A 20,412-nucleotide genomic window follows, 5' to 3' on the forward strand; every position below is an offset into this window, starting at 1 on the left:
AAAAGTAATTTCATTTAGTCTTCTCTCTACTCATTACGTATAAGTGGGGTTTGAATAAACGGAGGTTCCATGCAAATATCCGAAGGTTTAAAAAGGGTAGCTACCCTTTGCGTGCTGAAGCACGAGCAAAATTTTTTATTATTAAAGCGCTTAAAAGAACCGAATAAAAATCAGTATACTCCGGTAGGAGGCAAACTTGACCCTTATGAAAGCCCAAAACAGGCTGCAATACGAGAAACTTTTGAAGAAAGCGGGGTGCGTGTACCTGATATGAAATACTGCGGGTTGCTTACAGAAAGTTCTCCAAAAAAATACAACTGGGTAAGCTATGTATACTTGGCAGAAATAGACTTTATTACACCCCCACGCTGTAATGAAGGAGAGTTAGCCTGGGTCAATTTTGCTGAGGTTTTGAAAGTCCCTACCCCCAAAACGGACTGGTATATATACAAATATATACTGGAGAAACAGGCTTTTGCCTTTAGTGCAATATATGACGATAAGCTCACACTTCTGGAAATGAAAGAAGAAATAAAGGATGAGCTTGTTTATGCTCTAAGCTGAACTACTGTACTTTTTCAGGAATTATCGGCTACCTGGAAGTCAAGTATTTGTAATCCCTAACAACTGTATAGAGAAACTGAAGGGGACGGAGTTCACTATTTAGCTGTAAAAGCTGCTTAATTTTTTCAGCCGTAGCTATTACAGGAGCTGTTTGCCCGTTTTCTCTATAAGTATGAATTACGCGCATGATAATGTCAATGTCTTTGTCCTGAAGGTTGAGTACTTCGTTAAACGTAGGCTGATGGTCTTCTTCTACCGCAAAAACGGAAAGAGGTTTCCCTGCTTTCTGCTTCACCACAGTAGTTCCAGCAGCCAGGTCTCCCAGGCGTTGGTCATTACGGGTAATAGCAATAGCCAGTATAGCAATGGCACCACTCATCATACTGATATCAACCAGGCGTAGCAACCAGCGAAGGAGATAAGACCCAATACCGGGGGCAGAACCATCTAGCTTAACTACTTTAATATGCATTTGTCTTTTACCCAGGCTCTGGCCATCCATAAAAACCTCACAAAGCAAATGATACAAAAAGGGGGGTAAGCTAAGTACTACAATTAGGGCTGTAGGCGGTGCTATTCCGGTCTGACTAAAGAATAACAATAGAGAAGCGCCATAGGCAATGATAACCAGCAAGTCTATAAAAAAAGCTTGTATGCGACTTCCAATTCCTGCTAAAACGTACTGAAGCTGTACATTTTGGGTCGTTTCTATACTTATCTGCTGCATAGCTGCACCTGTTGAAAATTCATATTATTAATTTCTCTCGCTAAATTAGCCATAAAGCGGAAGCTAAAAATACAAGAACTTTTTTGTTTGTATCTATTCGCTTTTAGTCTGTATATTCTTCTATTGTAATATATACAGCAGGCTTTCGTCAAAGCAGACCATATTTGTATAACAATAAGTTAAGAGAAATAATCTTTATGAGAGAGGCAGCTTTTGTCAAACAGAACGAAAAAAAGTGGGAAGCCTTAAGCCAGGCAATTACTTCCGGCAAAAGTACCCTTAAGCCTGACGAGCTTGCAGACTATTTTATCCAATTGACTGATGATCTGGGATACGCAAAAACGCATTATCCTCAGAGCAATACTACAGCCTACCTTAACAACCTGACAGCCAGTGTGCATCAGGCTATTTACAGAAACAAAAAGGAAGACCGGAATCGCTTCATCCATTTCTGGAAGAAAGAATTACCAGAAGTACTGTACGCATCACGTGCTCAGATTCTTTACTCTTTCGTCATTTTTGTAATGGCTTGTCTGATAGGAGCAGTTTCGGCGGCACATGACGATACTTTTGTCCGCCTTATTCTGGGAGACAGTTATGTAAACATGACTTTACAAAACATAGCTAATGCTGACCCTATGGCGGTGTACAAAAGTATGGGGCGTGGCGATATGTTTTTTGCGATAACCGTAAACAATATTAAAGTCTCGTTTATGGCATTTGCAGCGGGTATTCTGCTTTCGGTCGGTACAGGCTTTGTGCTTTTACAGAATGGAATTATGCTGGGAGCTTTTCAGTATTTTTTTTACCAGAAAGGTGTATTGCTTCCCTCCTTCCTTACTATCTGGATACATGGTACTATAGAAATAGCCTCAATAATAATTGCAGGAGCTGCCGGCCTGGTTATGGGAAATAGTATTTTGTTTCCTGCTACTTACCCCCGTATGGAATCATTTAAAAAAGGTGCCAAAAAAGGAATGAAGATCGTGATAGGCCTGGTGCCACTCTTTATTATTGCAGGATTTCTGGAGTCTTTTGTAACGCGCCTTACGCATTGGCCCTGGCCGCTCAGGTTAGCCATCATACTACTATCTGCTTTCTTTGTAATCTATTATTTTGTGATATACCCCGCTAAACTGCAACAACATGCAAACCCAAAAAATTAAACTTTATCAGGAGCGAGATTTCGGAGAGAAAATCAATGCTACCTTCACCTTCTTAAGAGAGAACTTTGTTCCCCTTGGCAAAAGCCTGCTTTATATTGCCGGCCCCTTAGTGTTACTCATCGGTGTTGTTTCTGCGCTAAGTACAAGTAGCATCTTGTTTAACAATGGAGAACTATCGGAGGCAGAAGCCCTTTCTTTTGCGGGAGGCACTACGGCAATCAGCCTGATGTCTATTTTTTCGGGCGCTTTGGTAATCGCTGTGATCTACAGCTATTTTACACAATACTACGAAAGAGAAGACCACAGCCAGATAAGCGTAGGTGAAGTTTGGCAAGTGGCCAAAAGCTATGTCTTGCCATTTCTACTTAGCATCATAGTTTATAGCATATTGGTAATGATAGGCTTCTTCTTTTTACTTATTCCAGGCTTCATACTGATGGCGGCATTATCTTTTCTGTTTGTATTACAGGCAAAAGAGAAGTTAAGCTTCGGTGAGGCATTTTCGCGTTGTTTCCGTTTAGTCTCGGATAATTACCTGAGCACTATCGGTTTGCTTTTGGTGGTAGCTATACTGCAAGGTATACTGGGGGCTATTTTCGGTATTCCGGTGATGCTTATCAGTGGCCTAAGTGCGTTTTTCTCTGCTACTGGCGAGTACAGTATGGAAAATAGCTCTGCCATTGTTCAGGCAATATTTATTGTGGCCCAGGTTATCAGTACTTTAGGAAATCATTTTCTGTATGCCATATTATTGGTGGCGGTAGGCTTTCAATACGGAAATCTGGTAGAACAAAAAGAATCTGCCGGACTAATGGAAGAAATAGACACCCTGGGAGGGGAAAAACCACAGGGATCGGAAGAAGAGACGTATTAATAAAAAAGGTCGGGGAGCCCCCGACCTTAATCTTTGAGCTTAGCTTGCTGTTAGAGCTTTACCCAAGCCTGCTTTTTATCACTGTCTACAATAGCATCGCATAAGCGGAGCTCACGTAAACCGTGTGCAAAAGTAGGATATTCATCCTCTTCATGCTTACCAGCTTCTATAGCGGCATATACCTTCTTAAACATTTGCTTAGAGGTATCCGGAAAACCTTCATTGTGTCCGCCAGGGAATGAGATGATTTGAGCCGCATCCTGATTAACCAGGGCTGGATCTCTCAATAAAGACTGGTTAGCAGTATCACGCTTACCTATCCAAAGTTCGTTCGGAGATTCAGAGCACCATTGCATAGATTGCTCAGAGCCAGCAAATTCTAGGTTGATACGGTTTTTTCTACCCGCAGCTACCTGGCTTACCGTTACCACGCCCTTAGTACCATTAGTAAAACGTAGCATTACCGTAGCATAATCTTCAGTATGAATAGGTACATCCTGATAATCTTCTGGCTTTAGCATTTTACCAGAATAAGTTTCTACCGCCTTTAGAGGTTTTTTGCGAGTTTTATGTACGGTGCTAAAGTCAGACATCACTTCAGAAATTTCCAGGCCGGAGATATACTCTACCAGGTCGAGCAGGTGAGAGCCAATGTCGGCAATAGCACGAGAGTCGCCCGACATTTCAGGCTCCAGGCGCCAGTTATAATCGGTAGCGTAGAAAAGCCAATCCTGAAGGTAAGTACCAATGACAGAATAGATTTCTCCCAACTCGCCGCTTTCGCGCATGCTTTTCATTTGCCTTACCAGCGGGTAAAAGCGAAGGTTAAAGTGTACAGCATTTACCAGCCCCTTTTGTTGAGCCAGTTCTACCAATTCTTCTGCCTGGGCTACGGTAGTTGCTAAAGGCTTTTCGCAAACTACATGCTTGCCAGCTTCCAGCGCTTTTTTAGCCATTTCGTAATGAAGATGGTTAGGTGTACAGATATGAATGCACTGAATGCCATCGTGCTGTAAAAGCTCCTCAAAGCTACCATACGCATGCTCTATGCCTAAAGCAGCAGCTTTAGTTTGAGCTATTTCTTTGTTAAAGTCGCTGACAGCGGCAATGTGTAGGTTAGGGATTCTGCGTAGCGCTTCTATATGAGCTGGACCAATAAAACCTAGTCCGGCTACGCCAATGTTAATTTTTTGCATAAGTCGAGAGGTTGTTTAAAAAAGCCGATATTAATGTTTTTTATTAATTTACGCTAATGATACCCATCTTACTTTGTATAAATAGCACAGTTACTGAGCAATCCTTACAAATTTCGTAATACTGGGCTCAGGGTTTAACTTTTAGAGACCGTAAGGTTTTGGGTATAAAAAAATTGTGTTAAGCACATGATTTGACCAAATTAGCGCAGAATCCTTTAGAGGGCAAAATTTTTCAATGTTTAAAAACTTATCTGCCAAACGATTTCTCCTTTTGCTATGCATGCTATTGAGCATAAGTTTCTGCTATGCCCAGGAGCGTATACCCGAACAAGTTTATTTTTTTTCAGATAGCCTTAAACAGAAAAGTACAGAGCGGCAATTGCCAGAGACATTTATTTCGTCTTTTCAGCAGGATAGTGATTTTAACTACAGCTATGGCTTTCAGTCCTCCTCCAGCTTGTGGGATCAAATACTGGTATGGGTGCTACAAAAGCTTAAATTTTTGTTTGGTGAGGTCAATATCAATTTTCCTATAGATTGGCTACTGTACATCTTTTGTGCGTTTATGATCATTTTTGCCGTACTCAAACTCAGTGGGGTAAGCATTAGCGGGCTTTTTCAGAGAAAGACCAAGGCAGCTCAAATAGAAATTGATAATCTGAGTGAGCAGAACATTCATGATATCAATTTTGAGGCGGAAATTTCAGAAGCAACTCAGAAACAAGATTTTCGCCTGGCCATTCGCCTGCTATATATTTATACTCTAAAAAAACTGTCCGATCAGGATGTTATCAATTGGCACCCAGGTAAAACCAATGCAGACTATCAGTCAGAAATTAATGCTGACTCTTTAAGTTCTGAATTCCGAAGTTTAAGCATCTATTACGAATATGCCTGGTATGGTGAGTTTCCGGTAGACGCTACCCTGTATCAGAAAGTCCAACAGCTCCATCAGCAGATAGAGCAGCATTTGGGAGTAAGCGTATGAGAAGAGAACAAAAATACTATCTGATACTGGGAGCAGCACTGCTCTTGCTACTTGGCGTTGAGTTGTTTGCTCCAAAACCTACCGACTGGACTTTTAGTCTGCACAATACCCACAAAGGACCTTATGGCACTTATATTTTAAAGGAAAGCATGCCTTATATATTTCCAGATAGGCAGCTAAACATTGAGTACCGTACGCTTTATGAGCTAAAAGACAGTGGGTTGGCAGGAAAAAACATACTGATACTATCGGGAGGTTTTGCCCCAGACAAACAGGACACGGAAGTAATATGGAATATGCTGAAGGAAGGTAGCCATATACTAGCTTCTGCACGTCAGTTTGGAGGTCCACTGGCAGATACTTTACAGCTAGAAACAGAAGTAGCTTTTAAAGAGCTAATAAGTGAGAGTGCAGATTCTCTGAGAATACCCGAAAGCCTGTACTACTTTTCTGATTTTGATAGCAGCAGGTTTGAAGTGCTAGCAACTAACAAAAAGGAGCAGGCAGTATTGTTAAGCCTAAGTAATGGTAAAGGACGATTAATGCTAAGCAGTGTACCTCAGCTCTATACTAATTATTATATGGTACAGGATAGCCTGCATAAAGAGGCGGTACAGTCGCTGGCATTTCTTCCCGTGAGAGACCTTGTATGGAACGAATATTACCACCGGGGAAGAATGCAGTCTACCTCTCCCCTACGTTTTTTCTTAAGCACAAGCGCGTTAAAATGGGCAGTGTATATTACTGTACTAGGTTTGCTGTTATTTGTCCTTTTTGAGTCAAAACGTAGACAAAGAGCGATAGCTGTCATTGAGCCTCCCAGAAATACCACCCTTGAGTTTGTGCAGACAGTAAGCAATCTTTTTATTAGAAGTAGTGATCATGAAGAGATGGCCAGAAAAAAGCTCGTATATTTTCGGCAGTACCTGCTCTCTCATTATCGGCTGGAGGGTGAGTGGCAAGACGATAAGTTTAGAGAAAAAGTAGCGCACAAAACGGCGAAGCCCAGAGATGAGATAGATAAAATATTTGACCTAATATTGCAGGTACAGCGCAAAACAATTACTACGCAGGAGCTAATACTGCTAAACCAACAAATAGATACCTTTTATCCTCAGGAAGAAATTATTTAAGCATATGGAAGCTAAGGAAGAACAGTCATTTCAGAACCGGGTAGACCTCAGTCAGCTGGCGGAAAGTGTTGAACAAATCCGAAAAAACATTGGCAGCTGGATTGTGGGGCAAGAGCGAATGGTAGATCTGATTATTACAGCAATATTAGCAGACGGCCATGTGCTGTTAGAGGGTGTACCGGGCGTTGCCAAAACCCTAACGGCCAAGCTAGTTGCCAAAACTGTATCTGTAGGCTTTTCTCGTATACAGTTTACGCCCGACCTTATGCCTTCAGATGTATTGGGTACCTCTGTTTTTAATGCTAAAACAACGGAGTTTGAATACAGAAAAGGACCTGTTTTTTCTAATATTATACTGGTAGATGAGATTAACCGTGCGCCAGCCAAAACTCAGGCGTCGCTTTTTGAGGTGATGGAAGAAAGGCAGATTACTACCGATTTACAGACCTTTCAGATGGAGGAGCCCTTTCTGGTACTGGCTACCCAGAACCCCATTGAGCAGGAAGGTACCTACCGCCTTCCAGAAGCCCAGCTAGACCGCTTCCTTTTTAAGATAGAAGTAGATTACCCCTCTTTAGAAGAAGAAACCATGATGCTGGAGAGGTTTCACCGTAGGCATCATCGGCAGGATCTATCAGAAGTAGCATCTGTCATTAGTGCGGAGCAGCTAAAGCAGTATCGTGAGAAGATTGGTAATATCCATATAGAAGACCACCTTATTCGTTATATAGCAGCTATCGTTAATGAGAGCCGCCAGACCAAAGCTTTGTATCTTGGTGCTTCTCCTCGTGCATCTCTAGCCATTATGGCCACCGCAAAAGCATATGCTGCTATTCATGGCCGAGACTTTGTTACCCCCGAAGATATTAAGTCAATGGCAGCACCGGTAATGGTACATAGGGTTATCTTAACTCCAGAGGCAGAAATGGAAGGACTTAAGGTCAATACTGTACTTAAACAAATGGTCGATAAGGTAGAAGTACCCAGATAGTGAAGTTTATCCGTTCTCTATATCTTCAGCAACGCTTATTTTTAAGCCTGGCAGTACTAGTGCTGCTTTTTGTGCTTGCTTTCAGCTTTGGATCGCTGTTGGGTATCGCCAAAGTCTGTTTTATGGTATGGTTGCTGCTAATTTTTGCTGATGCACTTTTACTATACAATACCAAAAAGGGTATTGGCGGCCATAGGCTTTGTCCTGATCGTTTGTCTAATGGTGATGATAACACAATTAAAATTGAGTTAAAAAATCATTATTCATATGCTGCTCATTTAGACATTATCGATGAAATACCTGAGCAGTTTCAGAAGAGAGATTTTAGCCTTTCTAAAAAGCTAAAGTCAGGAGAGCATGAAACCATCAGCTACAAGTTGCGGCCTGCCAGAAGAGGAGAGTATAGCTTTGGGGCGCTCAATGTATTTGTATCCACTCAGCTAGGATTTCTTTCTCGCCGCTTTCGTTTTTCTCAGGATAAAAGTGTTCCTGTCTACCCTTCTTTTATACAAATGAGGCGCTACGAGCTTATGGCAATTTCCAGTAAGCTTACCGAATTAGGCATTAAGCGCATGCGCAGACTAGGGCACAATCGTGAGTTTGAACAGATTAAAGAATATGTAGCAGGAGATGATTTTCGTACCATCAATTGGAAAGCTACTGCCCGCCGTGGAGGACTAATGGTAAACAAGTATCAGGATGAAAGATCACAACAGGTATATGCCGTGATAGATAAAGGCAGAACCATGAAGATGCCTTTTGAGCAGATGAGCCTGCTGGACTATGCCATAAATGCGAGTTTGGTCATTAGTAACATTGCTATCCGGAAAGAAGACAAAGCGGGCTTACTTACTTTTCAGCACAAAGTGCAGAAGCTGGTACCGGCTGCAAAAAGAAGTAACCAGATGCACCAGATATTGGAGGCTCTTTATGCGGAAAAAACTGCTTACAAAGAAGCTAACTATGAGGCTTTGTACGTGCATGTAAAGCGACAAATCAGGCAAAGGAGTTTGCTTTTGCTATTTACTAATTTCGAATCACTATCTTCATTGGAGAGGCAACTCCCCTATCTGCGCCGTCTGGCAGCCATCCATGTACTGGTCGTTATCTTTTTTAAAAATACAGAGCTGTATCAGTTGCTACATCGTCCGGTCAATAATATTCAGGATGTATACCAAAAAACAGTAGCAGAAAAATTCGCTCTGGAGAAAAATGCTATGGTAGATACACTACAGAAACATGGTATTCAAAGTGTGCTAACTACGCCTAAACAGCTTTCTGTAGATACTATCAATAAATACCTGGAGTTAAAAGCCAGGGGTGCCATTTAAAAAAGGCTGCAGATTACGCAGCCCTTTTCAGTTCATAATTATGTTTGCTGGGTTACCCAGGAGCGGCACCAGCCATTAGGGTTCACTGCTCCTTTTGCCAGCAGTTGGCATCCGCCACAGTCACCCTCAAATTTCTCGGGCTGCCAGAAGCGACAGTTAGAGCATCTCTGTTCTTCATTAGGTGTTTCGGGCACATACTCCAGGCTTTGGCGCATATTAATATCTGCTTCGGTCAAGTCCTGATTGTATTCGCTACAGTCAACCTCAGCCTGAGCATTGGGAGCGTTTTCTATAGTACTTTCTTCAGCAGGAGATAGCCTATCTGCATCTTCAGCATTAGTAGGCTCTCCACTGTCATTATTAGTACTACCTCCGCAGCCGCTCAGCAGCACCGATCCGCTCATTGCACCCAAGCTCCAAAAACCGGCTTTTTTGATAAACGATTTACGACTCATTCTCTCCATGAAACTAGCTTTTTTATTTGTGTTAATTGTGTGTAATAGCAGTTTGTGTTGAGCAATTACAGCATAGTAAAATGCTTGGCTAGTATCTTGTTTTGAACCATAGCTAGTTTATAATGTATCTAAATTTACAGTCATATATATTTTTGAAAGTGAGCTAAGGAAAACAAAATATTTATGGAAAACTCAATAGATAAATCTATAAAACAGACCGGTAGAAATGTGCGCAAAATGACACGGGCAGTAAAGAAAATGTCTTTGAGCGCGCTTTCTCTTACCCGAAAAAAACACGATACCTACAAGCTAAGTAAAAGTGCGGGTACTGCACCAGGAACATTAATTTATACCGGTATTAATACTAGCGAACCGGTAGAGGTAAGTATGTATCAGTACGATGAAGAAAGCTTTACAAAAAAACAAAGTGGCGAGCTCGGTCAAATTGTAGAGGAAATTAATCCGGAGAAGCATAACTGGATTAATATTAGTGCTTTGCACAATGCACAACTGGTACAACAGCTGGGCGACCATTTCAAACTGCACCTCCTGGTGATGGAAGACATAATGAATACGGTACTCTCTCCTCAGTTTGAGGATTATGAAGATTACCTTTTCCTTACTCTTAAAATGCTGAAAGTAAACCCTGATACCAAACTAATTGAGCAGGAGCATGTGAGCTTTATTTTAGGGGACCACTACCTGATTTCTTTTCAGGAAACCAAGCACGATGTTTTTGAGCCTGTGCGCCAACGTCTGGAAGCTCAGAAGGGCAGAATCAGAAGACGAAAGATTGATTACTTGCTTTATGCGCTTATAGATGTAATTGTAGATAACTACTATACCATTACCGAAGAGATTAACGACCATATGAACGCGTTAGAAGATGAACTTATTCATGAACCCAAACACGATGTGGTAGAACGTATTACTCATCAGAAGCGACAGATTATAGAGCTAAGAAAAATTGTATATCCTCTTAGAGAAGCCCTAAGAAAGCTGAAAAACGAAGAAGAACTGATACAGCACAATACTATGCGCTATTTTGATGATGTGTATAGCCATATAGACCATGTAATTGGTACTATGGAGTCGCAAAGAGAAGTTCTAACAGGCTTTATGGATCTATACATGTCTACAATAAGTAACCGAATGAACAATGTGATGAAAACCCTGACCATCATCGCTACCATATTTATACCCCTTACTTTTGTAGCTGGTATCTACGGAATGAACTTTGACCACATGCCTGAGCTACATTACAAATGGGGGTATCATATTAGCCTGGGTGTTATGTCTGTACTAGGCATAGGCATGTACATTTATATGCGGAGCCGAAAATGGTTTTAATAAAAAATATTGACTTTGGTAATAATTAATTAAAATAAATTATAACGATTTAGTGCCTGAGCTGTTAAATAAATATAAAATCAATTTTTTAATCTAAACAGAAAATTATGGCACAGAGAGATAGCAGACATACAGGACAAGATAACAAGGGTAAACCAGGAAATTCTGGACAGACTAAAGCAGAAACTAAAACTGTAAAGGACATAGATGCACTGGAAAGAGAAGAGGAGCTTCGTCAGAAGTACACAGATGGAGAAAATAACCCTGATCCAGAAGGTGTAACGGTAAAAAATCCTAACCGCAATACCGACAAAACGAATATTGATAACCTAAGCTACGGTGGTAGCTCAAACTGATAAAAAAGATCAGGCAGTGAAAGCTGACCTGATCTTTTGCATTACTGACCTACCTTTTAATCAAGTTGCCTGAGCCTCTGATTGTACTACTTACTTCTGGGTTGCCATAAAAAATAACATCGCCACTACCCCTAATTTCTGCTCTCAAATAATCACTTACACTTACCACACTATTACCACTACCAGAGATGCTTACCTCAGTCTCATTTGTAAGCAGGTTCTGTGCACGGTAGTCTCCAGAGCCATAAATGCTAACCTCCTGTTCAATAGTAGTGCCCTCTAGTTTAAAGTTACCCGAGCCATTAATTTCAGAACTAAGCTTATCATAATATATTTCCAGGTCAAGGTTACCAGAACCCGAAACTTCCAAATCCAGATAGTCCCCCTCAAATATAGTTTCTCCATAAACATCGCCTGACCCACGAATTTCCAGACCTTCTAAATCATTAAGAGTAATAAAAATTACCACATTCTCACGGCTGCGGTAAGTCTGCGTGCTTCTAATCTTTAGCTCTCTGCTCCGTACATTCGTACTAATGGTAGAAACTATATTATCATCTGCCTGTATTTCAAGTTTCTGGTTTTCCCCCTGACGAATGATTAGGTCTATAGCACCTTCCAGGCTAATATGGTCAAACTGAGACAAAGCTCGTTCTTCTACTATAATGTGGCCCGAGCCTTTAATGCTAGGGCCAAAGTCATCATCATTAATGTTGATGTAGCAGGCTGTTGTGCTCGTTAATATAAATAATGTGGGTAGAATGTGGTATAAAAGGCTTTTCATAGCTTATAAATTTACTTACTTTAAAAGCAATACAGCTTTAGTGGCCTTTACCCTACCCTCCAGAGCAAAAAAAAGCCCGGCCTGCAAATAAGGTGCAACCGGGCTTGTATATAGTTTTCAATTTTTTAGATGGTAAACTTATACCATTTTTCATCGCTTTTGCTGGAGGCTACAGCATTTTCAATAAATGCCATTCCTCTAATACCATCATCTACAGTAGGAAAATCAAGGTACTGAGGGTCCGGTTCTTTACCTTCCATACGTGCACGCAAAGTCATGGCAAAATTGCGATAAATGTTGGCAAAAGCCTCCAGATACCCTTCAGGGTGACCCGCCGGAATACGTGTATGTGCCATAGCACTTTTTCCGAGATAAGCTCTATCAGCACCAGTGCGGTAGACCTGCATAGGCAGATCCAGCATACGTACAATTAGCGAATTTGGCTCCATTTGATGCCATTCCAGTCCTCCTTTTTCGCCATAAACAAATATTTTGAGGTTATTCTCTTCGCCTGCGCTAATCTGGCTCGCGTGCAATACCCCACGTGCTCCATTGTCAAAACGAAGCAGAATATTGCCATCGGTATCCAGTTGTCGGCCTTCGCCAAATGCAGTTAAGTCAGCACAAAGCTCAGAAATTTTAAGGCCAGTCATAAATTCAGCCAGGTTTTCTGCGTGCGTACCAATATCGCCCATAGCGCTACTAATACCTGCCTTTTTAGGGTCTACACGCCATGAGGCCTGTTTGTTGTCCGAATTCTCCTGCAAGGTAGAAAGCCAGCCTTGCGGATACTCAACTACAACTTTTCTTATTTTTCCTAGCTTACCACTTTTAATCATATCACGCCCCTCTTTAACCATAGGGTAACCGGTATAATTATGAGTGAGCGCGAAAGTAAGACCACTTTTGTCTACAATTTCTTTCAGCTCTTTAGCTTCCTTAAGATTGTAGGCAAGGGGCTTATCACAAATTACAGAAAAACCATTTTCTAAGGCCATTTTGGCAGGAGGCACATGCAGGTGGTTGGGCGTAACTATAGACACAAAATCCATACGCTCACCTTCGGGTAGCTCTTTCTCCTTTTGTATCATCTCCTCAAAGCTGCCATAAACTCTGTCCTCAGGTAGATATAGCTCGGCTCCGGAAGCTTTGGATTTTTCAGGATTACTACTGAAAGCGCCGCATACCAGTTCTATTTGCCCATCCAGGACAGCTGCCATACGGTGAACTGCTCCAATAAAGGCGCCTATGCCGCCTCCAACCATACCCATTCTGAGTTTTCTGTGTGTTGTAGCCATAAGTTAGGTTATAAATATTTTAATAATACAGTTAATGTATTGGGTGAGAAAATCAACTTATTAAAAAATAGGGCGTTATTCACAAAGTTATAAATTTGTGAAAGAATAGCTAAAGTGACAATATTTTTTAAGGCTTGCAGCTTCTAGAGAGCATCTTTTTTTAAAAATCAGTTTTTTAATCATCTAAAATGCCAGGCGCATTTGTGCGTTGGCAGTATAAAAACTACAGCTATATGTGCTCCATTTAATAAAGTGGAAGCATACCAGACAAGATCATCTTATGCAGTAGGCGACAACACAGTAGAATTTTATTAATTTTCCAGATAATTATCATAAACACAACCGACTGATATGTTTAATACAACTCAACTAAAAGCCACCTTTGGGGCTTTGATGCTAAGTCTTGTGTGTGTACAATTTGGTATGGCGCAAGAAAAAGTAAAAGAAGACTGGAAACCAGAAGATACAGAATTTTGGGATCCTGAGGTTAAAAAAGTAACACCTGGTAAAGGTTCAGAAGCACCTTCTGATGCAATCGTACTATTTGATGGCAGTGACCTTTCTAAATGGAAAAGCCAAAAAGACGGTGGTAAAGCTCCCTGGACTGTAGAGAATGGCTATTTTACTGTAAAGCCTGGCACTGGCGGTATTCAGACTAAAGAAAATTTTGGAGATTTTCAGCTGCATATAGAATGGCGTTCACCACAGAAAGTAGAAGGGGAAGGACAAGGCAGAGGAAATAGCGGTATTTTTTTACAAGGTATGTATGAGGTACAGGTACTGGACTCTTACGACAATCGTACGTATCGTAATGGGCAAGCGGGTAGTATTTACAAACAGTCTCCTCCCCTGGTTAATGCTATGCGTCCGGTAGATGAGTGGGAAGTTTACGACATTATTTATACTGCGCCTCGTTTTGACGAAAAAAATGGTGCTATGCTGGAAAAAGCGCAGGTAACAGTACTACACAATGGTATAGTGGTGCAGAATGCAACAACAATTCATGGTACTACCGAATACATTGGCCCACCCAAAGTTAAACTTCATGGTAAGGGTCCAATCTCTTTGCAAGATCATAGCAATGAGGTAAGCTTCCGTAATATCTGGATCAGAGAATTAAACTAATACAAACTATTTAGCATGTGCATAGGGTACATGCTATTGACCTAATCATTATGTCCAAAATTAATAGACGTTCATTTTTATCAAGTAGTGCCAAAGCGGTGGCAGGTTTAAGTATGTTGCCATTTGCTACTAAAGCGGGTATTTTTTCTAAAGACCTGTTTTTTGATATCTCATTGGCACAGTGGTCACTCAACAAAGGCTTCAGGAATGGAGAATTAGACCCTCTTGATTTTGCTAAAATTGCTAAAGAAGAGTATGGCATACAGGCTATAGAGTATGTAAGTCAGTTGTTTGCCGATAAAGCGGATGCTGCCTACATCAAAGAGCTGAAAAAGAGAGCAGACGACCATGGTGTGAGGAGTGTTCTCATAATGGTGGATCGCGAAGGTAATCTGGGGGATACTAAGAAGAAAGAAAGAAAAAAAGCAGTAGAAAATCATTACAAATGGGTAGAAGCTGCTAAAGAATTAGGTTGCCATTCTATACGAGTAAATGCCGCCGGACATGGCACGGCAGAAGAAGTTAAAAAAGCAGCTATTGATGGGTTAGGTAGCCTTACAGAGTTTGCCGATAAGCATGATATTAATGTAATTGTGGAGAACCACGGTGGCTACTCATCTATCGGAACCTGGTTGGCAGAGGTAATGGAAGGAGTAGATCATGCTCGTTGTGGTACGCTACCAGATTTTGGTAACTTCCGTATCAACAAGACAGAGCGCTATGATATGTACAAAGGAGTTAAAGAGCTGATGCCTTACGCCAAAGGAGTAAGTGCCAAGGCATACAATTTTGATGAGCAAGGCAATAGCGTAGAGATTGACTTTAAACGTATGCTACAGATTGTGAAAGATGCAGGTTATACCGGCTATGTAGGCATAGAGTACGAAGGTAGTAAGCTCAGCGAGAAGGAAGGAATTATGGCAACAAAAAAACTACTGGAAAAAGTAGGCAGCCAGTTATCATAATAAAAGAAAGCTCAGGTCTGCTTCTAGGCAGGCCTTTTCTTTTCCATCAAATTATTACAGTCATTTAAGTTGATTTTATCATGAAGATCATCAACATCGTATTAGCGGTGCTTTTCGCCCTGTTTGCATTTTTTCAGCTCAACGATCCTGACAGCTTAAGTTGGGTAGTACTTTACCTTTACGTAGCTATTATTTCTGCGATGGCAGCTTTTGGTAGATACAACCTGGCGCTGATATTGCCGGGTATCGCTATTTTTGTAGTGTACTTTGTATATCTCATCCCCAGCGTTTTTGAATTTGTAAGCAGCGGCGAAGACCTTATGAACCGTATGGATGCAGAGAAAATGTATATTGAACAAACGCGCGAAGCGGGAGGTTTATTGATAGGCTTACTAGCCTTAATATTCCATTTCGTAAACAGAAAAAAGTCCACTCGCGCAAAAAATGCCTAAAAAAGCCGCTGTTATTGGTGCCGGTATTGCGGGTATTGCTTCCTCTATCCGCCTGGCAAACAAAGGCTATCAGGTAGATGTATTTGAGGCAAATCCCTACCCCGGAGGAAAACTCACAGAAATTTTGCAGGAGGGCTATCGCTTTGATGCCGGCCCTTCTCTTTTTACGCTTCCCGAGCTGGTTGAAGAACTGTTTCTGCTATCTGGCCAAAAGCCACAAGATCATTTTCAATACATACTGCTACCGGTAGCTTGTCATTATTTTTATGAGGATGGTACCGAACTAAAGGCCTATGCCGACAAGCTTAAGTTTGCAGAAGAAATTTATCAGAAGATTGGAGAGCCAAAAGAGCGTGTACTACAAGCATTACAAAACAGCCATAAGCTGTACGATCTGCTTGCTGACCTCTTTATGAAAAAGTCTCTGCATCGCTGGCAGACCTTCTTCAACCCAAAAGCTTTTAAAGCTTATACCCGTTTGCATCAGCTTGATTTTTTCAGGACGATGAATCAGGCAAACGAGAGCTTTTTTAAAGATGCACGAGTAGTGCAGTTGTTTAATCGTTATGCTACTTATAATGGCTCAGACCCTTACCAAACACCTGCTACATTAAATATTATACCGCATCTGGAGTTCAACATAGGCGCGTATTTTCCAAAATTGGGCATGCACGCCATAACAGATAGCCTGGTAAAGTTGGCTCAGTCTTTAGGTGTTACATTTTATCTGAAGACCGCAGTAGACAAAATTATCATCGAGCACAAAGTGGCAAAAGGTATTATGGTGCAGAATGAAAAGCTGCACTACGATGTGGTGGTAAGCAATATGGATATTGTTAACACCTATCAAAAACTGTTAAGTGAGCAGCCCCAGCCTAAACTCTTGCTGGAGCAACCCAAATCCAGCTCAGCTCTCATTTTTTACTGGGGAATAAGGCAAACATTTAATAAGCTAGGTTTACACAATATCTTTTTTAGCGAGGACTACCGACAGGAGTTTGAGTATATCTTTAAAAAAGCAGATGTGTTCTACGACCCCACTGTTTATGTCAATATTACCAGTAAGTACAAAAAAGATGATGCCCCAAAAGGATGCGAAAACTGGTTTACTATGATTAATGTGCCCAATAATTCGGGACAGAACTGGGATGAGCTAATTCAACGCTCCAAACGTAATATTATTAGTAAACTTGGCAGAATGCTTGGTCAGGATATAGAGCCGATTATTGTTACTGAAAATATACTTGACCCCAGACTGATTGAGCAAAAGACCTCTTCCTCTTTAGGTGCGTTGTATGGTAACAGCTCTAATAATAAATATGCCGCTTTTTTAAGACACGCAAATTTTAGTAAGAAGTACAAGGGGTTGTTCTTTTGTGGGGGAAGTGTACACCCCGGCGGGGGTATACCACTTAGTCTTTTATCCGCTAAGATAGCTATTGAGCAGGTAGAGGAACTTAAATAGAAGCCTCCGCTGAAGCCATAATAACTTCAGGATTAACCAACTGCTTATAACGTTCGTAGCGGCTCAAAATATCTTCTACATAATTTACCGGCTCGCTACCACGGCAATATCCAGCTTCTACAACAGGATCATTGTAATAGTCCGGCTCAGACTTTCTTTCCAGAAAATAAGATACGTCCTCCCAGTTAGAAGGATTTTTGCCAAACTTCTGAGCTAAACGGCGAGCATCTAATACGTGACCTTGTCCTGCATTGTAAGAGGCCAGTACAAATTTGATACGTTCATCGCTATCAGGTACGTACTTGGTCCAGATACCGTCCAGCCAGCTTAGATAAGAGGTACCAGCTTGTAAACTTTGAACAGGATCATACATATCAGACACGCCATACAGTTCTCCTGTTTCTGGTAGTAGCTGCATAAGACCAATAGCGCCTGCCCAGGATTCTGCATTCACATTAAATTTAGACTCCTGATAAGCCTGTGCAGCTAGTAATCTCCAATCCCAGCCCAGGCTATCAGCCGCTTGTTTGAAAATATCATCAAATGGTGAGATTTTGTCGCTGCTTAAAGAAGAGTAAGTACTCTTAACTCGGCGTAAAGAGGCTTTAGGGCTTTTATAATATTTGTTATAAATGACATAGTAATCAGCTTCTTTCTTCATGCTCTGTATCCATGAGTTTACAGTTTTAAGCAAGTCTGAAGCATTGCTGCGGGTAGCCCAGGCGATTTTTTGTGGGAAGCTTACCGGCGTACTCACATCTATATTAGAATAATAAGTAGCGTTAACCATTGCTACATCTTCATCGGCCACTGTATACTCAATTTCTCCTTCAGCTACTTTTTGAATGAGTGCTTCCGGGTCTTCGCCAGGCTCGGCCTGTACAATATTAATATTGCCTCCGATTTCTTCGGAAAGGTTTTCCAGGCGTGTTACAAAGGCAGAGTTTCGCTGTACATGTATGGTCTTACCATCTAGCTCAAGGGGGTTTCTAATTAGAATATCATCAATTTCGTGGCGTTTCATGATATGCCAGTTCTCAGGTTTGCGCTGTACCAGCACCTGCTTTACTTCATTGTGATGCTCAGTAAATGCTACCTGTTGCTGTCGATTAGAGGTAACTGCCATATTAAAGGCAATGATGTCTCCCTCACCCTGGTTTAGCATATACACTGCCTCATCTATGTCGCTGGTTAACTTAATTTCCAGCCTCAGGTCAAGCTCAGATGCCAGGCGAGTAAGTAATTCATACTCATAACCCATAGGTTGACCGCGATAGATAAAATAACCCGTTGAACTATTATTGAGAATTGCTACCAGACTACCCCTTTCACGGATTTTATCCAGGTCAAGAGATACCGGTTCCGATAAGCGGCTCTCAAATTCAAACTGATCCGACTGGCTACTTTGTTCGCTGCACGAAAACGCGAATACGAATACAAAAGTAAGTAGCAGACGTGGATCTATAATGGACGATATATTATTTTTTGCTTTTGTCACTATACTCTATTTAAAGATTCCAATCACATGTAAGGCTATACCTGGCATGTAATAGACTCTAAAATATTTTAGTGTTAGTTATCAGAAGGCATATTAAAAACTGAATATAAGTCGGCAAAAATACGCCTAATTTAGCTAACGTTAGCAAAATTTTACAATATACTAACTGTAAAGTACTGAAAAGTCTTGTTCATAAACGTCAAGGCTTCCGTAATTGTTACAAACAGCAAGAAACATACCTTATGTAACATTTTACTTTATTTAGTTAAAATTATATTTTTTTTATAATTTATAAAAGTATTTCATACTAAATAATTTCATATGAAAGCATCAGAGGCTGAGCAAGTAGTCATAAATGAGCTTAGACCATTTTTTATGGCATATGATTATAGTTGGATGCCACATTATCAACAGTTTCGTAGACTTACGAGTAATGGTTTCCACAACCTGCTGATTAACATTAAAGGTGATAAGCCCCAGCTGGTAGATATTAAACTAGGGTGCAGAATAGATATGGTAGAAGATCTGGTCTATCAATTTACTACGGGCTTATTGGGATATCAGGAGCATAGTAATACTTTTATCGCATCTTTGGGTGAGATTATAGGACAATCCTACTTTAAATATGAGATCTCAGATAAACAGGAAGCAGTAACGGTGAGCGAGGCTATCAAAGGTTTTATGCTAAGCAAAGGGCTGGATTTTATCGTGCAACATAGTAGTGTACAAAGCCTGGATAAGCTGTTTAACGATCAGCCAACCCAAAAGCTGCCTTATGCTACTCACCCACTAAACCGATGTTTAAGAGGCATTGTGCTGGCCAGGCTTGCTGAACGCAAAGACTTTATCGGGCTGGTAGCCATCTACCGTAGAGCATTAGTAATAAGCAAAACAGCCCCGCCTTTGCTGGAAAAGTATGACAGACTTTGCCACTACCTTAAAAGTTTTTCTTTTAACTAGTTTATTCATCCAGCAAACCAGGACGACGGATTCGGGTACGCTGTACAGATTGTTCATACCTCCAGTCATCTATCAGCTTTTCATTTCCGGACAATAATACATCAGGCACCTTCATTCCTTTAAACTCTGCCGGACGAGTATATACCGGGGGGGCAATCAGCTTATCCTGAAAAGAGTCAGAGAGTGCGGAGGTTTCATCAGAGAGTACTCCAGGTAGAAGGCGTATAATAGAGTCTGCTAAAACTGCTGCGGCCAGTTCGCCTCCAGAAAGCACATAATCTCCTATACTGATTTCGCGGGTAACAAAGTGCTCACGCACACGCTCATCAACACCTTTGTAATGCCCGCAAAGTAAAATCAAATTTTGTTTAAGCGAGAGCTGATTGGCAATAGACTGCTCAAGTCTTTCCCCGTCTGGGCTCATATAAATAATTTCGTCATAAGAACGTTCTGCCTGCAAACCTTCTATACATTGGGCAATAGGCTCTATCATTAACACCATACCGGCGCCGCCTCCATAAGCATAGTCATCTACCTGCTTATGTTTATTAACTGCAAACTCGCGTAGATCGTGCACCACTACTTCAACTAGTCCCTTATCCTGAGCACGCTTCAGTATAGAATGGCCAAAAGGGCTTTCTAATAAAGAAGGAAGGCATGTAATTACGTCAATTCTCATATATATAGCGTTGTAGCTGCAAATTTAGCAAGCTTATTAAAAATGAATACCTGTA

21 protein-coding genes are annotated in these 20,412 nt (G+C 41.1%); 14 read left to right on the forward strand and 7 right to left on the reverse strand.

All coding sequences use genetic code 11. From position 1 onward, the window contains the following. The first annotated feature begins 69 nt into the window (after nucleotides 1-69). Nucleotides 70-564: an NUDIX hydrolase gene (locus tag PZB74_RS07270; protein ID WP_302241791.1), complete on the forward strand. Its 495-nt coding sequence runs from the start codon at nucleotides 70-72 to the stop codon at nucleotides 562-564. Between the two features lie 28 nt (nucleotides 565-592). Here the strand turns inward: PZB74_RS07270 and PZB74_RS07275 are convergent, their stop codons facing one another. After that, nucleotides 593-1,291 carry an RDD family protein gene (locus PZB74_RS07275; RefSeq protein WP_302241792.1) on the reverse strand — a complete coding sequence of 233 codons (699 nt, stop codon included), beginning with the start codon at nucleotides 1,289-1,291 and terminating at the stop codon, nucleotides 593-595. Nucleotides 1,292-1,488: 197 nt separating this feature from the next. Between PZB74_RS07275 and PZB74_RS07280 the strand changes: the two genes are divergently transcribed. Together PZB74_RS07280 and PZB74_RS07285 are read left to right on the forward strand one after the other, a co-directional pair. Further along, entirely contained in the window at nucleotides 1,489-2,457 is a 969-nt protein-coding gene (locus PZB74_RS07280) for a stage II sporulation protein M (protein ID WP_302241793.1), read from the forward strand. After that, complete coding sequence (locus tag PZB74_RS07285) at nucleotides 2,438-3,331, forward strand: DUF7847 domain-containing protein (protein WP_302241794.1); 894 nt, start codon at nucleotides 2,438-2,440, stop codon at nucleotides 3,329-3,331. The genes PZB74_RS07280 and PZB74_RS07285 overlap by 20 nt, the downstream gene beginning before the upstream one ends. Before the next feature lie 50 nt (nucleotides 3,332-3,381). Here the strand turns inward: PZB74_RS07285 and PZB74_RS07290 are convergent, their stop codons facing one another. Further along, a complete protein-coding gene (locus PZB74_RS07290) occupies nucleotides 3,382-4,527 on the reverse strand; it encodes a Gfo/Idh/MocA family protein (RefSeq protein ID WP_302241795.1) in 1,146 nt (381 codons plus the stop codon). A gap of 235 nt (nucleotides 4,528-4,762) precedes the next feature. Between PZB74_RS07290 and PZB74_RS07295 the strand changes: the two genes are divergently transcribed. From PZB74_RS07295 to PZB74_RS07310, 4 genes are read left to right on the forward strand one after another with little or no spacing between them, the layout of a single operon-like run. Further along, nucleotides 4,763-5,515: a DUF4129 domain-containing protein gene (locus tag PZB74_RS07295; protein ID WP_302241796.1), complete on the forward strand. Its 753-nt coding sequence runs from the start codon at nucleotides 4,763-4,765 to the stop codon at nucleotides 5,513-5,515. Further along, nucleotides 5,512-6,648, forward strand: coding sequence for a DUF4350 family protein (locus PZB74_RS07300; protein WP_302241797.1), 1,137 nt, complete (start codon nucleotides 5,512-5,514; stop codon nucleotides 6,646-6,648). The genes PZB74_RS07295 and PZB74_RS07300 overlap by 4 nt, the downstream gene beginning before the upstream one ends. 4 nt (nucleotides 6,649-6,652) lie before the next feature. Beyond that, nucleotides 6,653-7,639, forward strand: coding sequence for an AAA family ATPase (locus PZB74_RS07305; RefSeq protein ID WP_302241799.1), 987 nt, complete (start codon nucleotides 6,653-6,655; stop codon nucleotides 7,637-7,639). After that, the gene (locus PZB74_RS07310) at nucleotides 7,639-8,970 is read left to right on the forward strand and encodes a DUF58 domain-containing protein (RefSeq protein WP_302241801.1); all 1,332 of its coding nucleotides are present in this window, start codon (nucleotides 7,639-7,641) and stop codon (nucleotides 8,968-8,970) included. The genes PZB74_RS07305 and PZB74_RS07310 overlap by 1 nt, the downstream gene beginning before the upstream one ends. A 38-nt stretch (nucleotides 8,971-9,008) precedes the next feature. On the opposite strand, the gene PZB74_RS07315 is transcribed toward PZB74_RS07310, so the two are convergent. After that, entirely contained in the window at nucleotides 9,009-9,434 is a 426-nt protein-coding gene (locus tag PZB74_RS07315) for a high-potential iron-sulfur protein (protein WP_302241802.1), read from the reverse strand. Between the two features lie 174 nt (nucleotides 9,435-9,608). Between PZB74_RS07315 and corA the strand changes: the two genes are divergently transcribed. Both corA and PZB74_RS07325 read left to right on the forward strand, forming a co-directional pair. After that, nucleotides 9,609-10,775, forward strand: coding sequence for a magnesium/cobalt transporter CorA (gene corA, locus PZB74_RS07320; RefSeq protein ID WP_302241804.1), 1,167 nt, complete (start codon nucleotides 9,609-9,611; stop codon nucleotides 10,773-10,775). 107 nt (nucleotides 10,776-10,882) lie between these two features. Further along, the gene (locus PZB74_RS07325; protein WP_302241806.1) at nucleotides 10,883-11,131 is read left to right on the forward strand and encodes a hypothetical protein; all 249 of its coding nucleotides are present in this window, start codon (nucleotides 10,883-10,885) and stop codon (nucleotides 11,129-11,131) included. 49 nt (nucleotides 11,132-11,180) lie between these two features. Here PZB74_RS07325 and PZB74_RS07330 read toward each other — a convergent pair whose 3' ends face one another. Beyond that, nucleotides 11,181-11,915 (reverse strand): head GIN domain-containing protein, encoded by a 735-nt coding sequence (locus tag PZB74_RS07330; RefSeq protein ID WP_302241808.1) that lies wholly within the window; start codon nucleotides 11,913-11,915, stop codon nucleotides 11,181-11,183. A 125-nt stretch (nucleotides 11,916-12,040) separates the two neighbouring features. Then, nucleotides 12,041-13,186, reverse strand: coding sequence for a Gfo/Idh/MocA family protein (locus PZB74_RS07335; RefSeq protein ID WP_302242759.1), 1,146 nt, complete (start codon nucleotides 13,184-13,186; stop codon nucleotides 12,041-12,043). Between the two features lie 450 nt (nucleotides 13,187-13,636). Between PZB74_RS07335 and PZB74_RS07340 the strand changes: the two genes are divergently transcribed. The 4 genes from PZB74_RS07340 (at nucleotide 13,637) to crtD (ending at nucleotide 17,220) form a co-directional block, all read left to right on the forward strand. Next, nucleotides 13,637-14,338: a 3-keto-disaccharide hydrolase gene (locus PZB74_RS07340; protein ID WP_302242760.1), complete on the forward strand. Its 702-nt coding sequence runs from the start codon at nucleotides 13,637-13,639 to the stop codon at nucleotides 14,336-14,338. A 50-nt stretch (nucleotides 14,339-14,388) separates the two neighbouring features. Then, nucleotides 14,389-15,303, forward strand: coding sequence for a sugar phosphate isomerase/epimerase family protein (locus PZB74_RS07345; RefSeq protein WP_302241810.1), 915 nt, complete (start codon nucleotides 14,389-14,391; stop codon nucleotides 15,301-15,303). Nucleotides 15,304-15,383: 80 nt separating this feature from the next. Then, nucleotides 15,384-15,755, forward strand: a complete 372-nt coding sequence (locus PZB74_RS07350) for a transmembrane 220 family protein (protein WP_302241811.1) — start codon at nucleotides 15,384-15,386, stop codon at nucleotides 15,753-15,755. Beyond that, nucleotides 15,748-17,220 (forward strand): 1-hydroxycarotenoid 3,4-desaturase CrtD, encoded by a 1,473-nt coding sequence (crtD, locus tag PZB74_RS07355; RefSeq protein WP_302241813.1) that lies wholly within the window; start codon nucleotides 15,748-15,750, stop codon nucleotides 17,218-17,220. Before PZB74_RS07350 ends, crtD begins: the two co-directional genes overlap by 8 nt. Here the strand turns inward: crtD and PZB74_RS07360 are convergent. Beyond that, nucleotides 17,213-18,718, reverse strand: coding sequence for an MltF family protein (locus tag PZB74_RS07360; protein ID WP_302241815.1), 1,506 nt, complete (start codon nucleotides 18,716-18,718; stop codon nucleotides 17,213-17,215). The genes crtD and PZB74_RS07360 overlap by 8 nt on opposite strands. Nucleotides 18,719-19,039: 321 nt before the next feature. Between PZB74_RS07360 and PZB74_RS07365 the strand changes: the two genes are divergently transcribed. After that, a complete protein-coding gene (locus tag PZB74_RS07365) occupies nucleotides 19,040-19,678 on the forward strand; it encodes a hypothetical protein (protein ID WP_302241816.1) in 639 nt (212 codons plus the stop codon). A gap of 1 nt (nucleotide 19,679) precedes the next feature. Here PZB74_RS07365 and trmD read toward each other — a convergent pair whose 3' ends face one another. After that, on the reverse strand, nucleotides 19,680-20,357 hold the full coding sequence (trmD, locus tag PZB74_RS07370; RefSeq protein ID WP_302241818.1) for a tRNA (guanosine(37)-N1)-methyltransferase TrmD: 678 nt from the start codon (nucleotides 20,355-20,357) through the stop codon (nucleotides 19,680-19,682). Nucleotides 20,358-20,412: the final 55 nt, after the last annotated feature.

This window comes from Porifericola rhodea, assembly GCF_030506305.1.
Classification (GTDB): domain Bacteria; phylum Bacteroidota; class Bacteroidia; order Cytophagales; family Cyclobacteriaceae; genus Catalinimonas; species Catalinimonas rhodea.